Raw genomic sequence first — 16882 nt, 5'->3', positions numbered from 1 at the left:
GATGGCAAGCGAGCCGGACGCCCTCAAGCCAGAAGCCGACGCGGTCCGCCACGCCAGCGGACAATCGCGGACGCTTGCGGCCAGTCTGCCGCGTCTGATGCTCGAGTCGCGCCGGATCGCCGCGACGGTGATCCACGGTTTGCACGGACGTCGCCGCTCCGGCTCCGGCGAGAATTTCTGGCAATATCGCCGTTTCATGTCGGGCGAGCCCGCGCGCCGCGTCGATTGGCGGCGTTCGGCGCGTGACGATAATCTTTATGTGCGTGAGCAGGAATGGGAGGCCGCGCATACGGTCTGGATCTGGCCGGACCGCTCACCGTCGATGACCTTCGCATCCTCGCTGGCAGTCGAAAACAAGCTTGAGCGAACGCTGGTGATCGCGTTCGCGCTGGCGGAAATCCTGGTCGAAGGCGGCGAACGCGTCGGCGTGCCGGGGCTGATGCGGCCGACCGCGAGCCGCAACGTCATCGACAAATTGGCAACGGCGATCCTCCACGACACCGCCGAACGGTCCAGTTTGCCGCCCGGCTTTGCGCCAGCGCCGCTGTCGGAAGTCGTGCTGCTGTCCGACTTCTGGAGCCCGATCTCCGATTTCAGCCAAACGCTCGCGCAATTGTCCGGCGCGCATGCGCGCATCCATGTGGTTCAGGTCGTCGATCCGGCGGAGGAGACCTTCCCCTATTCGGGACGCGTCGAGTTTCTGGAGCCGGAAGGCTCCGGCAGCGTCACCGCCGGCCGCGCCGAGACCTGGCGCAGCGATTACTTCGAAAAACTGACTGCTCATCGCGCCGCAATGCGCGAGGAAGCGCAGCGGGTGCGGGCCAGCTTCATTATCCACCGGACCGACCGTCCAGCCAGCGAACTGGTTCTCGCCTTGCATGCCCGGATGGGCGAAGGCGGCAACGTGCCGGTCGTCGCGGCTTCGCGTGCGGCGCAAGCGGAGGCCGGCGCATGATCGGCGGATTGCCGCTCGGTTTCGCCCAGCCGCTGGTGCTGCTCGGCCTGCTCAGCCTTCCGGCGCTGTGGTGGCTCCTCCGGATGATTCCGCCGCGCCCGCGCCGGATCGAATTTCCGCCGGCCCGTCTGCTGTTCGACATCGCACCGAAGGAAGAGACGCCGTCGCGCACGCCATGGTGGCTGACGCTGCTTCGGCTTTCGCTCGCCGCCCTGCTGATCATCGCGGCGGCCGGACCGATGTGGAACCCGCCGGCCGCAACGTCGGGCGGATCGGGGCCGCTGGTATTGCTGATCGACGATGGGTGGGCCGCGGCCTCGACCTGGGACACCCGCATCCGCACCGGCGACGATCTGCTGGCGCGGGCGGAGGCGGACGGCCGTGCGGTGGCGCTCCTTCCGCTCTCGGAAACAGGCCGCGCCGCAACTCTGCAGACCGCTGCGGCCGCGCGCGTGCAACTCCGCAACATGACCCCGAAGCCACATGCGGTCGAACGGGCCGACGCGCTGCCGGCGCTGACGCGATTTCTGGGCGCGACGCCCAGTGCCGAACTGGTGTGGCTGTCGGACGGGACGCAGCTTGGCCGCGCGGGTGAGTTCGTCACCGGTCTCGCCGGCATTCTGGATAGACGCGCGATCACCGTCATCCAGGGCGGCGTCTCCCAGGCACTGGCATTGAGCGCGGCCGACAACAATGCCGGCGCGCTGACGGTCAAGGTACTGCGCGCCGCCTCCGGCGGAGAACGCGCAGGAAGCGTGCGCGCCTACGATCTCAAGGGATTGCTGCTCGGCGAGGCGCCGTTCGCGCTGAAGGCCAGCGAGCGCGAGACCGAAGCCATGTTCGATCTGCCAGTCGAACTGCGCAACGATATCGCCCGGCTTGAAATTGCCGGCGAACGCTCCGCTGGCGCCGTGCAATTGCTCGACAAGCGCTGGCGCCGCCGCACCGTCGGCGTCATCACCGGCGCCACCGCCGACACCGCCCAGCCCCTGCTCGCCTCCACCTTCTATCTCCAGCGTGCGCTCGGCCCGTTCGCGGACATTCGCATGGGCGAGCGGGTTTCGCCCTCGGACATGGTGGTGCGTTTCATCGACCAGAATGTGCCGATGCTGATCCTCGCCGATGTCGGCAACGTCGTCGGCGCCGCCCGCGAACGCCTGGCCAAATGGGTCGAGGATGGCGGCGTGCTGGTGCGTTTTGCCGGCCCGCGGCTTGCGGCGTCGGATGACGATCTGGTGCCGGTGCGGCTGCGCCGCGGCGGCCGCACGCTCGGCGGCTCGCTATCGTGGGAAAAGCCGCAGCCCCTTGCCGGCTTCTCGCGCGAAAGTCCATTCGGCGGCATGCCGGTGCCGGGCGACGTGACGGTCAACCGTCAGGTGCTGGCGGAACCCGATTCCGGCCTGGCCGAACGCAGCTGGGCCACCCTCGCCGACGGTACGCCGCTGGTGACCGGGACGCGGCGCGGCAAGGGCATGGTGATCCTGTTTCATGTGACCGCCGACACCCGCTGGTCCGACCTGCCGTTGTCAGGCTCTTTCGTCGAAATGTTGAAACGTCTGGTGGCGCTTGCGGGCTCGACCGCAACCGCAGAACAGGCCAGCGCCGAGCGTGACCGCGAAGCACTGGCGCCCGCGCGGACTCTCGACGGCTTTGGCGTTCTCAGCGCGCCGCCCGGCAGCGCCAAGCCGGTACCGGCCAACTACGTCAACCGCGCCACATACGATCACCCGCCCGGCTTTTACGGGCCACCGGAAGGTCTGCTCGTCGTGAACACCCTCACCGCAACCGACAAGCCGGATGCCTTCGACATCTCGCCGCTGAACGCGCGGCGTGACATTTTCCGCCTGAGCGAACCGCTTGATTTGCGCGGCCCGATCTTCCTTGCGGGACTGGCGCTGTTGCTGCTCGATGCGTTGATCGTGTTCTGGCTCGCGGGTGGATTGAGCCGGCTGACACGAACGCGGCGGCGCGCGACAGTTACCGGGCTTGCACTGGTCCTCGCAGTCGCAGGCCTCGGTTTTGATGATGCGGCGCAGGCGCAGACGGTTGTCCAGCAGCAGCGGACCGCGGCAGCTACCGCCGCCACCAACGCGTCCGACGACTTCGCGATGAAGGCCGCAAACGAAACCAAGCTCGCCTATGTGATCACCGGTGACGCGGAGACCGACGCCATCAGCAAGGCCGGCCTGAGCGGACTGACGATCTTCCTCGTGCAGCGCACCGCCCTCGAGGGCGGCGAGCCGATTGGGCTCGACATCACTCGCGACGAACTCAACTTCTTCCCGCTGATCTACTGGCCAATCGTGCCCGGCGCGGCAAAGCCCTCTCCCGAGGCGCTGGCGCGGATCGATGCGTATATGAAACAGGGCGGCACGGTGCTGTTCGATACCCGCGACGCGATCATGGCGCCGCCCGGCCCCGGCGGCGAAGCACGCACGCCCGGCATGCTGGCGCTGCGTGACATCCTGTCGTCGCTCGATATTCCGGAACTCGAGCCGGTGTCGAAAGATCACGTGCTGACCAAGACGTTTTTCCTGTTGCGCGATTTCGCCGGCCGCTTCAACACCGGCCAGCTCTGGGTGGAAGCGCTGCCCGCGCAGCAGGATCTCGACGACGACGAGACAAGGCGTCCGGCGCGCGCTGGCGACGGTGTCTCCTCGCTGCTGATCACATCGAACGATCTGGCCGGCGCCTGGGCGATGCGGCCCGACGGCCAGCAGATGCTTCCGATGGTGTCGACCGAACCGCGCCAGCGCGAAATGGCCTTCCGCGCCGGCGTCAACATCGTGATGTACACCCTGACCGGTAACTACAAGGCCGACCAAGTGCATATTCCGGCCCTGCTGGAGCGGCTGGGACAATGAATTTCGGCATCTCCTTCGCACCCCTCGTTCCCGCCTATCTGATCTGGGCGGCGGTGGCCGTTGCGGTGATCATTTCGGCGCTGCTGCTGTTCATCGGCAGCCGCGGCGCGCTGTTGCGGGCCACGGCGATGGCCTTCCTGATCCTTGCGCTCGCCAACCCCTCCTTCACGCGCGAGGACCGCGAGCCTATTCCGTCCGTCGTCGCGGTCGTGATCGACAAGAGCCCGAGCCAGAATTTCGGCAACCGGGCGAAGCAGACCGAAGAGGCACGCGTGGCGCTGATCGAACGGTTGGCGCGCATTCCCAATCTCGACGTGCGTGTGGTGGATGCCGGAGCGGCCGACGGCGAAACCGACGGCACGCGACTGTTCAGCGCCCTCGGCGCGGCGCTGTCGGACGTGCCACCGGACCGGATCGCAGGCGCCTTCGTGATCACCGACGGGCGCGTGCATGACGTGCCTCCGGACGCCTCGCAACTCGGCTTCTCTGCGCCGCTGCATGCGCTGATCACCGGCGAAGCCAACGAACGCGACCGCCGGGTGGTCCTGACCACCGCACCGCGCTTCGGCATCGTCGGACAGTCGCAGTCCGTCGTATTCCGCGTACAGGATGAGGGCGTCGGGCCCTCGACCGCACGCGTCACCATCCGCCGCGACGGCGAGCAGATCGAAACTCGCAACGTCACCACCAACACTGCGGTTCGCGTCCAGATCCAGATCCCGCATGCGGGCCCGAACATCGTCGAGATCGAGGCGTCTCCGCTGGAGAACGAACTGACGCCGGTCAACAACCGCGCCGTAGTCTCGATTGATGGCGTGCGCGACAAGCTGCGCGTGCTTCTCGTCTCCGGCGAACCGCATGCCGGCGAACGCACCTGGCGCAACCTTCTGAAGTCGGATGCCGCCGTCGACCTGGTTCACTTCACCATCCTGCGGCCGCCGGAAAAGCAGGACGGCACCCCGATCAACGAATTGTCGCTGATCGCCTTTCCGACCCGCGAACTGTTCCAGCAGAAGATCGGCGAATTTCACCTGATCATCTTCGATCGCTATGCGCGCCAGGGCGTGCTGCCGATCGTCTATTTCGACAACATCGCGCGCTACGTGCGTGACGGCGGCGCGGTGCTGATCGCGGCCGGTCCCGATTATGCGAGCCCGACGTCGCTGTGGCGCACGCCGCTCGACGTGGTCCTGCCGGCCGAGCCGAGCGGCAAGATGATCGAGACGCCCTATCACGCGCGGCTGAGCGATCTCGGCAAGCGCCATCCGGTGACCCGCGCGCTCGAGGGTGGCGCCAACGAGCCGCCGCACTGGAGCCGCTGGTTCCGGCTTGTCGACGCCAAGGTCGGCCAGGGCTCCTCGGTCATGGAAGGGCCGGATGGCAAGCCGCTGCTGGTGCTGTCGCGCGAAGGTGAAGGCCGCGTCGCACTGCTGCTGTCAGATCACATCTGGCTGTGGGCACGTGGCTTCGAAGGCGGCGGCCCGCATATCGATCTGTTGCGACGGCTCTCGCATTGGCTGATGAAACAGCCAGATCTTGAAGAAGAGGCGCTCCGCGTCACGACGCGCGGAAGCGACCTGTCGATCGATCGTCAGACCATGGCCGAGGCAGTCGATCCGGTGATCGTGACAACGCCGTCCGGCGAGACCCGAAGCGTGACGCTGCAGCAGGCCGAACCGGGCCTGTGGCGCGGATCGACGCCCGCGAACGAACTTGGATTGTGGCGGGCGAGCGACGGCAAACTGACCACGCTGGTCAATGTCGGACCGATCAACCCGCGCGAATTTGCCGAAGTCACCTCTACTCCGGACGCGCTGCGCTCGGTGACCGCCGCGACCGGTGGCGATGCGCGGCGTCTCGACGATGGCGGCCGCGTCAACGTCCCGCGCATCGTTGGCGTGCGGTCGAGCGAGACATTCCGCGGCGAAGACTGGATGGGGCTGAAGCTGCGAGATGCCAGCGTCCTGCGCGGCATCGGCGTGCTGCCGATCTTTGCAGGCATCCTCGGCCTGCTCTTGCTGATCGGCTCGCTGGCCGCGACCTGGGCGCGCGAGGGACGGTAGGCTTCCGTCGTCCGGATGACCGCGGCGAAATCAGGGACGCCCCTGCATTTCGCTGTGCTCATGCGGGCTACAGCTACGAAACCTCGGCCCAATCGGGCCTGACCGCGCCGCTGACGCCCTCGAATGCGCCGTCGGCCAGTTCGGTCACCAGGAGCCGCGCCGGATCGACGGGCCCCGGCATCTTCACGCGCCCGCGCGGAACCCGCTTGAAGCCGACACGCGCGTAATAGGGTTCGTCCCCGACCAGGATCACCAGGCGGTGCCCGCGGTTCCGCGCGTCGGTGAGCGCGCGCTGCATCAGGGCCATGCCGATGCCGCGGTCGCGGAACGGTGGCTCTATCGTGAGCGGGCCCAGCAGCAGCGCCGGCGTGTCCCCGATCCGCACCGGTGAAAGCCGCAGCGAGCCGACCAGCAGCGTTCCGACGCGCGCGGTATAGGACAAGGCGGGGCCATGTCCGATCCCTTCGCGGATGCGGTAGGCGGTGCGGGCATAGCGCCCCGGACCGAAAGTCCGCTCATGCAGGCGCTCAATCGCCAGCGCGTCGTCTTCGGTTTCCGGCAGAATGGTGATGGACAGATCGGTCATTGCGTAAGGAAGCGGCCAAAGGCGGACCGGACGCCGATTAGCACTTGCGGGCGGCAAAATCCATGGCCCGCCACCCTAATTTGCCACTCGCAGGGCTGTCGCAACAAACGGGTTTTTCCGCACGCCGTTTCGTGCTGCGATGCGCCCGGGAGACGAACCATAACCGCCATAACAAGGAGCAGATCATGCCCCGCACTCTGAAACGCGGCCTGTCCGCCAATGCCGTCGAAGCCGCCGATGCCAAAGTGCGCGCCACAGTGGAAGGCATCCTGTCCGATGTGAAGGCGCGCGGCGATGCGGCCATTCGCGAATTGTCGAAACAGTTCGACAATTGGGAGCCGGCCAATTTCCGGCTGAACGAGCAGGATATCGAGCGCTCGATTGCGCAGGTGAGCAAACGCGATCTCGACGACATCCGCTTCGCCCAGGAACAGGTCCGCAACTTCGCGCAAAAGCAGCGCGACACCCTGCAGGACCTGGAGGTCGAGACCCTGCCCGGCGTGATTCTCGGTCATAAACATGTCCCGGTGAACGCAATCGGCTGCTACGTCCCAGGCGGCCGCTACCCGATGGTGGCGTCGGCGCATATGTCGATCGTCACCGCGCGCGTCGCCGGGGTGAAGCGCATCATCGCCTGTGCGCCGCCCTATCGCGGCGGACCGCACCCGGCGATCGTTGCCGCGATGCATTTTGGCGGCGCCGACGAAATCTATGTGCTGGGCGGCGTGCAGGCGGTAGCGGCCATGGCGCTCGGCACCGACACCATCGATCCGGTGGACATGATCGTCGGCCCCGGCAATGCCTATGTCGCCGAAGCCAAGCGCCAGCTATTCGGGCGCATCGGCATCGACCTGCTGGCCGGCCCGACCGAAACACTGATCATCGCCGACGATTCCGTGGATGCGGAAATCTGCGCGACCGACCTGCTCGGCCAGGCCGAGCACGGCCCGACCTCGCCTGCGGTGCTGATCACCAATTCGGAAAAGCTCGCGAAGGAGACCATGGCCGAAGTCGAGCGGCTCCTCGCAATCCTGCCGACGGCGGATGCCGCAGGACAGGCCTGGAAGGATTATGGCGAGGTGATCGTCTGCGACTCTCTCGACGAGATGGTGGCGGAAGCCGACCGCGTCGCCTCCGAGCATGTGCAGGTGATGACCCGCGATCCGGATTATTTCCTCAATAACATGACCAATTACGGCGCGCTGTTTCTGGGCCCCCGCACCAACGTGGCCTATGGCGACAAGGTGATCGGCACCAACCATACGCTGCCGACCAAGAAGGCCGCGCGCTATACCGGCGGGCTGTGGGTCGGCAAATTCCTCAAGACCTGCACCTACCAGAAAGTGATGACCGACGAAGCCTCCGCCATGATCGGCGAATATTGCTCGCGGCTCTGCGTGCTGGAAGGATTTCTTGGCCATGCCGAACAGGCCAATATCCGCGTGCGGCGTTATGGCGGGCGCAATATCGCCTATGCGACGGCGGCGGAGTGAGCGCCCGGATGCAACCGCGGCGCGGTGATCCCGTAGCTTGTGGGCCGGTTACAGGAAACGGGATGTCCCATGCTGACCATAGTGCCCATCTATGCGGCCATTCTTGCCGTCATGTTTGTTGCGCTGTCGATCCGCGTCATCGCGTTGCGCCGGGCGAGCAAGCTTCCGCTCGGCTTTCAGGGCGACGTCGCGCTCGAACGGCGAGTACGGGCGCAGGGCAATTTCGCAGAATATGTGCCGCTCGCACTGCTGCTGCTGGCGTTTGTGGAAATGCGGGGGGCACCGGCCTGGCTGGTGCATGCCATGGCGCTGGTGCTGATCGCCGGCCGTCTCAGCCACGCCTATGGCGTCAGCCAGCTGCGCGAGAGCTTCGCATTCCGTGTGAGCGGCATGGCGATGACGTTTACTGTCATCCTCAGCGCTGCGCTCGCAATCTTGATTCAATCGCTTAGGTAGGGCCGATCTTATGAGTGCACCGCTTCCGGTAACCCCCTCTTTCCGGCTCGACGGCAAGCGCGCGCTGGTCACCGGCGCCGGCCGCGGGATCGGACTTGCGGCCGCGGCTGCGCTGGCGGATGCCGGCGCACATGTCACGCTGGTGGCGCGCTCGAAGGGGGAGATCGAAACGGCGGCGGAAGAGATCGGCAAGCGCGGCGGCAAGGCAAGCGCAATGCCGCTCGACGTCATCGATATCGACGCGGTCCGTGCCTTCGTCGCGAAGGCCGAGCCGTTCGACATCCTGGTCAACAACGCCGGCTCCAATCGCCCTGCTTTTCTGGTCGATGTCACGGTCGAGGACTTCGACGCGATCATGACCCTGAATGTGCGCTCGGCCTATTTCGTGGCGCAGGCGGTGGTGCGAAGGCTTGTCGAGGCGAAGAAGCCCGGCTCGATCATCCACATCTCCTCGCAGATGGGCCATGTCGGTGGCGCGCGCCGCACCGTCTATTGCGCCAGCAAAGCCGCGCTCGAGGGGCTGACCAAGGCGATGGCGGTGGAGCTCGGCCCGCATGGCATCCGCGTCAATGCGTTGGCACCGACCTTCATCGAGACACCGATGACGCGGCCGTTCTTCGCCGACGAAAACTTCAAGCGCTCGGTGCTCGACAAGATCAAGCTCGGCCGGCTCGGCCAGGTCGAGGACCTGATGGGCGCGATCGTGTTTCTCGCATCAGATGCATCGGCGTTGATGACCGGCGCATCGCTGCTGGTGGATGGCGGCTGGACGGCGGAGTAACTACGCCCCCGGGGCGAACACCGCCGAATTGATGCAGTTCGGCGGCAGCCGGCCTTCCGCAATCGCCGCGATATTGTCGACCACGACATGCGCCATGCGCTCGCGCAGTTCCATCACCGCGCTGCCGAGATGCGGCGTCAGCACCACGTTGTTCATGGTCAACAGCGCGCGTTCGATCCTCGGCTCGTGCTCGTAGACATCAATGCCGGCCCCCGCGATCCGGCCCTCGGTCAATGCCTGCGCCAGCGCCTTCTCGTCGATGATGGGCCCGCGCGAGGTGTTGATCAGAAACGCACTGCGCTTCATCAGCGCGAATTGCCGCGGACCCATCAGATGATGCGTTTCGTTATTCAGCTGCGGATGCAGCGAGATGAAGTCCGACTGACCGAGCAATTCCTCGAAACTCACCGACCGCAATCCGAGCTTCTGCTCTTCTTCCACGGGCAGTCCGCGCGGATCGCAATAGAGGATCGTCATGTCGAAGCCGCGCGCCCGCCGGGCCATCGCCTGCCCGATCCGGCCCATGCCGACGATGCCGAGCGTCTTGCCGCTCACGGCCGCGCCCGCGAGATGGTTCGACTGCGAACCGGGAAATGCGCCGGAGCGCGTGACCTTGTCGCCCTCGACGATCCGCCGCGCCACTGCGAGCAGCAAGCCGAAGGCGATGTCGGCGGTGGCGTCGGTCACCACCGCCGGAATGTTGGTGACGATGATCTTGCGGGTGGTGGCCTCGGTCACATCGATCCGGTCGGGCGTGATCGTCATCGAGGCGATCGCCTTCAGGTTCGGATTGGCGGCCAGCACCTCGCGGTCGATGGTGTCGTGCAGGAGGCACAGGATGATGTCGGACCGCTTAGCCGCGTCGATCAGCTTGTCCTTGACCGGGATGCGGCTGGAATCCTCGTTGAGCTCGACCTCGGCAATCTCCCTCAGACGCAGCAGCGCGCTTTCGGCGATCGGCTGGGTGACATAAACGCGCGGACGCATGCAACTCCCCTGATCCTCACGGGTCTACCGCCCGCGCCTGAAGCCATATAGTAACGGACGGGCGCGGCCAAGAACGCGAAGGCGCGCAACAACGGAGGTTTCAGGTGGCGGCAGGAGCGAAAGGCATTGTAGGCATTATCGGCCTTGGCATCATGGGTGGCGCGTTCGCGCGCAACCTGATCGCCGACGGATGGATCGTGGCGGGCGTCGACCCCGATCCGAAGCGGCGCAAGGAGATGACGAAAGCCGGCGTTTCCGTTTCCGACAGTGTGAAAGAACTGGTCGCCGAGGTGCCGGCCGTCATCACCAGCCTGCCGAGCCCGGCGGCGTTGCACGCCGTGGTCGCGGAGATCGCGGCGGCGAAAGTCAAGCCGCGGATCGTGATCGAGGCGTCGACCTTCACGCTCGACGACAAGCTCGCGGCCGAAAAGGTGCTGCGCAAGGCCGGCCATACGATGCTCGACTGCCCGGTCTCTGGGACAGGCGCACAGGCCGCGGTCAAGGATCTGGTGGTCTATGCCAGCGGCGACAAGAAGGCGATCGAGAAGGTGATGCCGGTCTTTGCCGGCTTCTCGCGCAAGACCGACAATCTCGGCGTGTTCGGCAATGGCAGCAAGATGAAATATGTCGCGAACCTCCTGGTCGCGATTCACAATGTCGCCGCCGCCGAAGCCATGGTACTGGGCATGAAGGCCGGTCTCGATCCGGAACAGATCTTCAAGTTCGCCAATGGCGGTGCCGGCCAGTCGCGCATGTTCGAAATCCGCGGACCGATGATGGTCAACGATGACTACTCGGTGCCGACCATGAAGAATTATCTGTGGCAGAAGGACATGACGGTGATCGGCGAATTCGCCAACAAGCTCGGCGTGCCGACGCCGCTGTTTTCCGCGACGCTGCCGATCTATGCCTCGGCGCTGTCGGTCGGCTACGCCGATCAGGATACCGGCGCGGTCTGCGGCGTGCTGGAGAAGATGGCCGGCGTGAAGCGCAAGAAAGCGAAGAGCAAGGGCAAGAAGAAGAAATAGCCCTCGCGACTTGCACCGTTCGCTACCGCGGAAGCGGGAGTCCAGTCCTGGGCTCTGGGTCCCCGCTTTCGCGGGGACGAACGGGGGACGATGCAGCGACGCTCTCAATCACGCGTACAGAAAATCCAGCGTCGCCGTCTCTTCCAGCACCGCCTCCGCGACTGAATGGCGTGCTGCCAAAGCCGCCTCCTCGCTGCTGCGCGCGGCCTGCAGATAGGCGCCGAGATGGCGCGCGCGCTGCACCATGCGCAGCCCTTCCTGCAGCCGCTGCGCCTGGTATTGCCCAAGCGCCGACGCGAAATCCTCGGTGCTGCCAAGCGCCCTCACCAGCGCCGCCGCATCGCCGGCGGCCTTGGCGACGCCGGCGCCGACATGCGGCCGTGCCACAAAGGCCGCATCGCCAATGATCGCGATCCGGCCGAACGCGATCCGGCCCGAGACCAGATCGAAGATCGGTTGCAGGATCGGCTGGTCGACAAGCCCCACCGCCTCGACGAATTGCGGCGCGAGCAGCCGCGCAGCCGCGTCCCGCATCGCCGCGATCGATGCGCGGCTGATCAGCGGTGGCGGAATCGACACCGAATGCCGGGTCCCGTTCTCGTCGGTGAGCAGCGCAGCAAGCTCGGTCTGCTCATCGGCGGGCCGGTACCAGATCATGTTGTAGCGCCGGTGACCTGGCCGGATGTCGTCATCGGGACCGGCGACCGGATAGCCGAGCATCTGTTCGCCCGGCGGCAGGCAGAAGGCCATGGCCGGAAAGATATCGCGGTGCACCTGCGGCGGCATGGCAGCTTCGGCGATCAGCGCGCGCCACGCGGCATAGCCGGCATAGAGCGGCTGGGTTTCAGGGGCGCACATCCCTCGCACGGTCGAACGGATTCCGTCGGCGCCGATCAAGACATCGCCGGTCATCCGCTCGCCATCGGCGAACGTTGCGGTCACGCCATTGCCGTCCTGTTCGACCGCCGTCAGCGCGCGCCCGCGATGGTAATGCGCGGGCGGAAAGGCGTCGCGCAGGATCCGGTACACCCGTTCCCAGGCGGTCATGACCTGCGGGCAATCGCGTTCCAGCGCCAGCCGCCCGGTGGCGTCGAACAGGCGGCGCTTCTGCACCGGCACGCCGAGGTCAGCGGTTGCCACACCCAGATCCCGCAGCGCGGCCAGAATCTCCGGCTGCGCCACAATGCCCGCGCCGCGACCGGACAACTCGCCTTCCACCTTCTCGTAAATCTCGACCTGCCAGCCCGCCCGCAACAGCATCAGGCCGGCGAACAAACCGCTCATCGAACCGCCGATGACGATTGCGTGGCGCTGACGTTGGGGGTGCATTGCAGAGCGCGCCATTTCGCTGGAACCCGGAAGCTGCTATATTAGGGCATACACGTCACAGGAGGAACCGCCATGGCAATGTCCATGATGGACAAGACGGCGCTCAAGACCGACCACTCGGCATGGCCGGAGGCGATCGCAAAGGAATTCGAGCGCGAACGCGCCAACCCGAACCCCTGCGTGGGTTCCCGCCTTCTTTCAGAGAATGAAAGAGTGCGGGTGTGGGAAATTCGCCTGCAGCCCGGCGAGCGGATCGGCTTTCACCGCCATGTGCTCGATTATTTCTGGACCTCGGTGTCCGGCGGCCGTGGACGTCAGCATGTGCACGACGGCACGACGGTCGAGTATACCTACCAGCCCGGCGAGACCCGTCACGAGACCTATGGCGCCGGCGAGTTCAAGGTCCACGATCTTGAAAACCTCGGCGACAAGGAGATGGTCTTCATGACCATCGAGTTCGTGAATTCGGCGAACAAGCCGATGGCGCTACCGGACCAGGTCCGAAAGGCGGCGGCTTAACCGCTCCTCGTTTCACGATGCAGAAAGCCGCCGCGCCTTAGCCGGCGGCTTTTTCGTGTCTGCGACCGACCGCATCAGCTCGGCGGCATTCACGTAAAAGCGCTCGACGATCTGGGTGACGGTTCCGGGCACGTCGCTTGGACCCCCGACATTGTAGACCCACTTGCGCAGGCCGATGTAGAAAATGCTGCCGTGCAGCGACCACATAAGTTCGATCTCCGGCTCGCTCAGGGGTTCGGCCGCAAGGTCCTGTCGCCCGAATTCATGGCGCAATTCGTCGACCACGCGCGCATAGACCCGATTGGTCACCATGCGCGCGAAGCGTTGTGCAATTCCGGCGCCGCCCAGACCGGAATAGAGGTAGATGCGGCCCCATTCGTAATCGTGCAGCATCTGCGAATAATCGAGGTAGAATTCGATCAGACGCTCGCGCAGGTCGCGTGACCGGTTGCCGAGAATCTCGTCCCATTCCGGTTTCCAGCGCCCTTCGAATAGGGTTTCGTAGATGCGGTCGATCAGCGCGTCCTTGGTCGGAAAATAGCGAAACAGAAGTCCGGTCGAAATGCCGAGCTGTTCGGCAAGGTCTCGCGTTTGCCCCTGGAATCCGCGCTCCGCAAAAAAGCGGATTGCACCGCGCAGGATCAGATCGCTGCGCGCCTCCGGGCTAAGGCGCATTCGCTTGATGCCGCGCTTGGCCCGCGGAACGGTTCGTTCTGGCTTTGCGCTGCGCTTGGCGCGCGCCGGCGGGGGTGATCGTTTCATCGTCCGGACCACCGGGTTCAAGGCAAACCCGTGCCAGAATGCCTACCAGAACTTGCGTCTTGCACAAGCTGCCACACCGCCAGACGACCCGCGCCTTGACATATTGAGCACATGGTCAATAATATTGATCAAGTGCTCAATTAGACCAATCAAAAGCATCACGGGAGAAAGCACCAATGGAAAGCCTGCCCCGCTCCGGCCTTCGCCGCGAAGACATGCTCAAGCGCGTGGCCCGCTTCAAGGATCTGAAGGGCTATAATGGCGGACTGCCGGACAGCGATTACGATAGCGCGGTGCGCACGCTCTACAACGTGATCGGGTTCCAGCCACCGAAGGGCGAAGGCGGCGCGGTGACATCGCCGGTCGGCGAAGACGCCGCACGCATGGCGGCCATCAAGATCTCGGAAGGGTTCAATCTCGGCTATTGCCGCGCCAAGCCCGGCAAGGGTCCGATGATGCACAATCACGACACCAACGAAACCTTCATCCCGATGACCGGCACATGGCGCTGCTCGTGGATCGATGAAAAGGGCAATGTCGATTATGTCGACGCAGAACCCTTCGACGTGGTGTCGTTCCCGCCCGGATGCGCGCGCCGCTTCGAGAATGTCACGGAGGGCGATCCGAACGAGGAATCCATCTTGATGTTCGTGATCGGCGGCGACGGTCCGCGTGCGGAATTTACCGACGAATCCATGCGCGAGTTGGAACAAGCCGGCGTCTGGCCGAAGAAATAGCGATGGCTCGCACGAGGGCGGCCGGCGCCTCTGCGGCAACGGACAGACCATGGGACCTGAGCGCCTCGATCGCTGACGCAACGATCGCCGGCGAGGTCTGGCCGTATATCGATACGGGTGCCGACGGCCCGGCGCTGATCATGCTGCCGGGCTCGGTCGGCACCTGTGAGATGTTCTACAAGCAGATTGCAGCACTCGGCCAGAAGCTGCGCATCGTCTCGGTCAGCTATCCGGCTTTGGCAGATCCGTCACGGCTGGCCGATGGCCTTGCCGGCCTGATGGATCATCTCGGGATCTCGCGCGCCAGTGTCCTCGGGTCGTCCTTCGGCGGATACTGGGCGCAATTCTTCGCGCTTCGCCATCCCGCCCGGCTCGACCATCTGTTTCTCGGCAACATCTTCGTCACGCCGGACGAATTGTTCGCGAACCCGCTGTTCGATCCGGCGTTCATCGCCGCAACCGGCGCGAAAGAGCTGCAGACGACCTGGCGGCAGCGCGTCGAAAAGGCGCGCGACGGCGAACTGAAGGCAATCCAGCTCGCCATGCTGTCCGGACGCCAGAGTGCGGAGAACCTGAAGGCGCGCTTCGAAGGCGTGGCGGCCGCTTCGGCATGTCCGCCGCTGTCCATTCCGCCCGAACGCATCACCGTGATCGATTGCGAGGATGACCCGATCATTCCGCCGCGGTCCCGGCAGGCGGTCCGCGATCGTTATGCCGGCGCGCATCTGCACACGCTGCAGACCGGCGGCCACTACCCGCACATCCTGAATCCGCATGCCTACAACGCGGTCATTACCGGCCGCCTGTTCGATTGATCAAGCCGGACCAACACGGCGAACCCAGGGAGACCATGTCCATGATCGGTAAACTCATGCGCGGAATGCGCATCACACTGGCGGCTGCCGGCGCGCTTTGCGCCGCAAGCTCCGCGATGGCCGCAGAGCCCATCAAGATCGGCTTCAGCATGGCGCTGACCGGCGGCCTCGCGGCCAACGGCAAGGCCGCACTGCTCGCGATGCAGATGTGGGCCGACGACGTCAACAAGAAGGGCGGGCTGCTGGGTCGGCCGGTGAAACTCATCCACTATGACGACCAGACCAACCCGGCCACGGTGCCAAGCCTTTACACCAAGCTGATCGATCTCGACAAAGTTGACATCGTGGTGTCGCCCTACGGCACCAACCTGATCGCGCCCGCGATGCCAGTCGTCATGCAGAAGGGCATGACGATGATGAGCCTGTTCGGCGTCGGCGTGAACAAGCAGTTCAATTACGACCGCTATTTCCAGATCATGCCGCTCGGCGTGGAATCCGGGCACGCGATCCCGAATGCGTTCTTCGAAGTCGTAAAGACCCTCAATCCGAAGCCGACGTCGATCGCAATCGTCGGCGCGGATGCGGAGTTCGGCAAGATCACCTCGGACGCGGCCCGCGACATTGCCAAAAAGATGGGCCTCAAGATCGTCTACGATCGCTCTTACCCGCCGTCGACGGTCGATTTCGCGCCGATCGCACGCGCGATCCAGAACGCCAATCCCGATCTCGTCTTCGTCGCGTCCTATCCGATCGACTCGGTCGGCCTGTACCGCGCCATCAACGAGATCGGTCTGAAGGCAAAACTCCTCGGCGGCGGCGCGGTCGGCCCGCAATTCACCGCCATCAAGGCGCAACTCGGCCCGTTCCTCAACAATGCGCTGGGCTACGAACTCTATGTTCCCTCAAAGACCATGAACTTTCCCGGCATCCAGGACTTCATCGCCCGCTACCAGAAGGAGGCAACGGGACAGGGCGTCGATCCGCTCGGCTTCTACGTTCCGCCGTTCATTTATGCGGCGATGGAGGTGGTCGCCCAGGCGGTGGAAAAGACCAAATCGCTGGATCAGAAGGCGCTCGCCAAGACGATTCACGACAATGAATTCTCGACCATCGTCGGCAAGATCAAGTTTGCGCCGAACGGCGAATGGACCGAACCGCGCGTGCTGATGGTCCAGTATCGCGGCATCGAAGGGAACGGCGTCGATCAGTTCCGCGAGGCCGATCGCTACACCATCCTCTATCCGCCCGCCTTCAAATCGGGCGACGCGGTTGTGCCTTATCGCTGAGCAGATTGTCGCAGCCAGCCGCCGGGCGAACATCGCCCGGCGTCCATGTCGGGCTCTGGGTGAGAGAACGCTGGCCACGGCTATCAAAGGACTAGCCAAGCGTTGCTGCTTGCGGCAATACTCATCCGCAAAGCGCAGCTGGGGTGGCCGCCGGGATGGCGATCGCCCGAAACAACCAACAAGCGCGGGCGGGGAGAGACATGGCGTTCCATATCCGGCGT

Annotated in this window: 15 protein-coding genes; 11 read left to right on the top strand and 4 right to left on the bottom strand. The window is 65.0% G+C overall.

Annotated elements, in window-relative coordinates; translation table 11 throughout:
* The first annotated feature begins 1 nt into the window (after position 1).
* From AC5I5I_RS20155 to AC5I5I_RS20145, 3 genes are read left to right on the top strand one after another with little or no spacing between them, the layout of a single operon-like run.
* Positions 2-955 (top strand): DUF58 domain-containing protein, encoded by a 954-nt coding sequence (locus AC5I5I_RS20155; protein ID WP_495975963.1) that lies wholly within the window; start codon positions 2-4, stop codon positions 953-955.
* Complete coding sequence (locus AC5I5I_RS20150; RefSeq protein ID WP_495975961.1) at positions 952-3819, top strand: DUF4159 domain-containing protein; 2868 nt, start codon at positions 952-954, stop codon at positions 3817-3819. Before AC5I5I_RS20155 ends, AC5I5I_RS20150 begins: the two co-directional genes overlap by 4 nt.
* The gene (locus AC5I5I_RS20145; protein ID WP_495975959.1) at positions 3816-5882 is read left to right on the top strand and encodes a hypothetical protein; all 2067 of its coding nucleotides are present in this window, start codon (positions 3816-3818) and stop codon (positions 5880-5882) included. Before AC5I5I_RS20150 ends, AC5I5I_RS20145 begins: the two co-directional genes overlap by 4 nt.
* 73 nt (positions 5883-5955) lie before the next feature.
* Here the strand turns inward: AC5I5I_RS20145 and AC5I5I_RS20140 are convergent, their stop codons facing one another.
* Positions 5956-6468: a GNAT family N-acetyltransferase gene (locus tag AC5I5I_RS20140; protein WP_495975958.1), complete on the bottom strand. Its 513-nt coding sequence runs from the start codon at positions 6466-6468 to the stop codon at positions 5956-5958.
* 185 nt (positions 6469-6653) lie between these two features.
* On the opposite strand from AC5I5I_RS20140, the gene hisD reads away from it, so the two are divergent.
* From hisD to AC5I5I_RS20125, 3 genes are all read left to right on the top strand, one after another.
* Positions 6654-7961, top strand: a complete 1308-nt coding sequence (gene hisD, locus AC5I5I_RS20135; RefSeq protein ID WP_495975956.1) for a histidinol dehydrogenase — start codon at positions 6654-6656, stop codon at positions 7959-7961.
* Between the two features lie 69 nt (positions 7962-8030).
* Positions 8031-8417: an MAPEG family protein gene (locus AC5I5I_RS20130; protein ID WP_495975954.1), complete on the top strand. Its 387-nt coding sequence runs from the start codon at positions 8031-8033 to the stop codon at positions 8415-8417.
* Between the two features lie 10 nt (positions 8418-8427).
* Positions 8428-9198: an SDR family NAD(P)-dependent oxidoreductase gene (locus AC5I5I_RS20125; protein ID WP_495975952.1), complete on the top strand. Its 771-nt coding sequence runs from the start codon at positions 8428-8430 to the stop codon at positions 9196-9198.
* On the opposite strand, the gene AC5I5I_RS20120 is transcribed toward AC5I5I_RS20125, so the two are convergent.
* A complete protein-coding gene (locus AC5I5I_RS20120; protein ID WP_495975950.1) occupies positions 9199-10185 on the bottom strand; it encodes a 2-hydroxyacid dehydrogenase in 987 nt (328 codons plus the stop codon).
* 47 nt (positions 10186-10232) lie between these two features.
* Between AC5I5I_RS20120 and AC5I5I_RS20115 the strand changes: the two genes are divergently transcribed.
* Positions 10233-11213 carry an NAD(P)-dependent oxidoreductase gene (locus AC5I5I_RS20115; RefSeq protein ID WP_495976306.1) on the top strand — a complete coding sequence of 327 codons (981 nt, stop codon included), beginning with the start codon at positions 10233-10235 and terminating at the stop codon, positions 11211-11213.
* A gap of 108 nt (positions 11214-11321) precedes the next feature.
* Here the strand turns inward: AC5I5I_RS20115 and AC5I5I_RS20110 are convergent, their stop codons facing one another.
* Entirely contained in the window at positions 11322-12542 is a 1221-nt protein-coding gene (locus AC5I5I_RS20110) for an FAD binding domain-containing protein (protein WP_495975948.1), read from the bottom strand.
* Positions 12543-12614: 72 nt separating this feature from the next.
* Here AC5I5I_RS20110 and AC5I5I_RS20105 point away from each other — a divergent pair, with 72 nt between their 5' ends.
* Positions 12615-13061 carry a cupin domain-containing protein gene (locus tag AC5I5I_RS20105; protein WP_495975947.1) on the top strand — a complete coding sequence of 149 codons (447 nt, stop codon included), beginning with the start codon at positions 12615-12617 and terminating at the stop codon, positions 13059-13061.
* Between the two features lie 12 nt (positions 13062-13073).
* Here AC5I5I_RS20105 and AC5I5I_RS20100 read toward each other — a convergent pair whose 3' ends face one another.
* The gene (locus tag AC5I5I_RS20100) at positions 13074-13736 is read right to left on the bottom strand and encodes a TetR/AcrR family transcriptional regulator (RefSeq protein WP_495975945.1); all 663 of its coding nucleotides are present in this window, start codon (positions 13734-13736) and stop codon (positions 13074-13076) included.
* A 263-nt stretch (positions 13737-13999) separates the two neighbouring features.
* Between AC5I5I_RS20100 and AC5I5I_RS20095 the strand changes: the two genes are divergently transcribed.
* From AC5I5I_RS20095 to AC5I5I_RS20085, 3 genes are read left to right on the top strand one after another with little or no spacing between them, the layout of a single operon-like run.
* Positions 14000-14560: a cupin domain-containing protein gene (locus tag AC5I5I_RS20095; RefSeq protein WP_495975943.1), complete on the top strand. Its 561-nt coding sequence runs from the start codon at positions 14000-14002 to the stop codon at positions 14558-14560.
* Between the two features lie 2 nt (positions 14561-14562).
* Positions 14563-15375, top strand: a complete 813-nt coding sequence (locus AC5I5I_RS20090; RefSeq protein WP_495975941.1) for an alpha/beta fold hydrolase — start codon at positions 14563-14565, stop codon at positions 15373-15375.
* A gap of 41 nt (positions 15376-15416) precedes the next feature.
* On the top strand, positions 15417-16661 hold the full coding sequence (locus AC5I5I_RS20085) for an amino acid ABC transporter substrate-binding protein (protein WP_495975939.1): 1245 nt from the start codon (positions 15417-15419) through the stop codon (positions 16659-16661).
* The last annotated feature ends 221 nt before the right edge of the window (positions 16662-16882 follow it).

The organism is Pseudorhodoplanes sp., from assembly GCF_059499825.1.
Note: the sequence above shows the minus strand (reverse complement) of the source record. Positions and strands in the feature narration are given on the sequence as shown.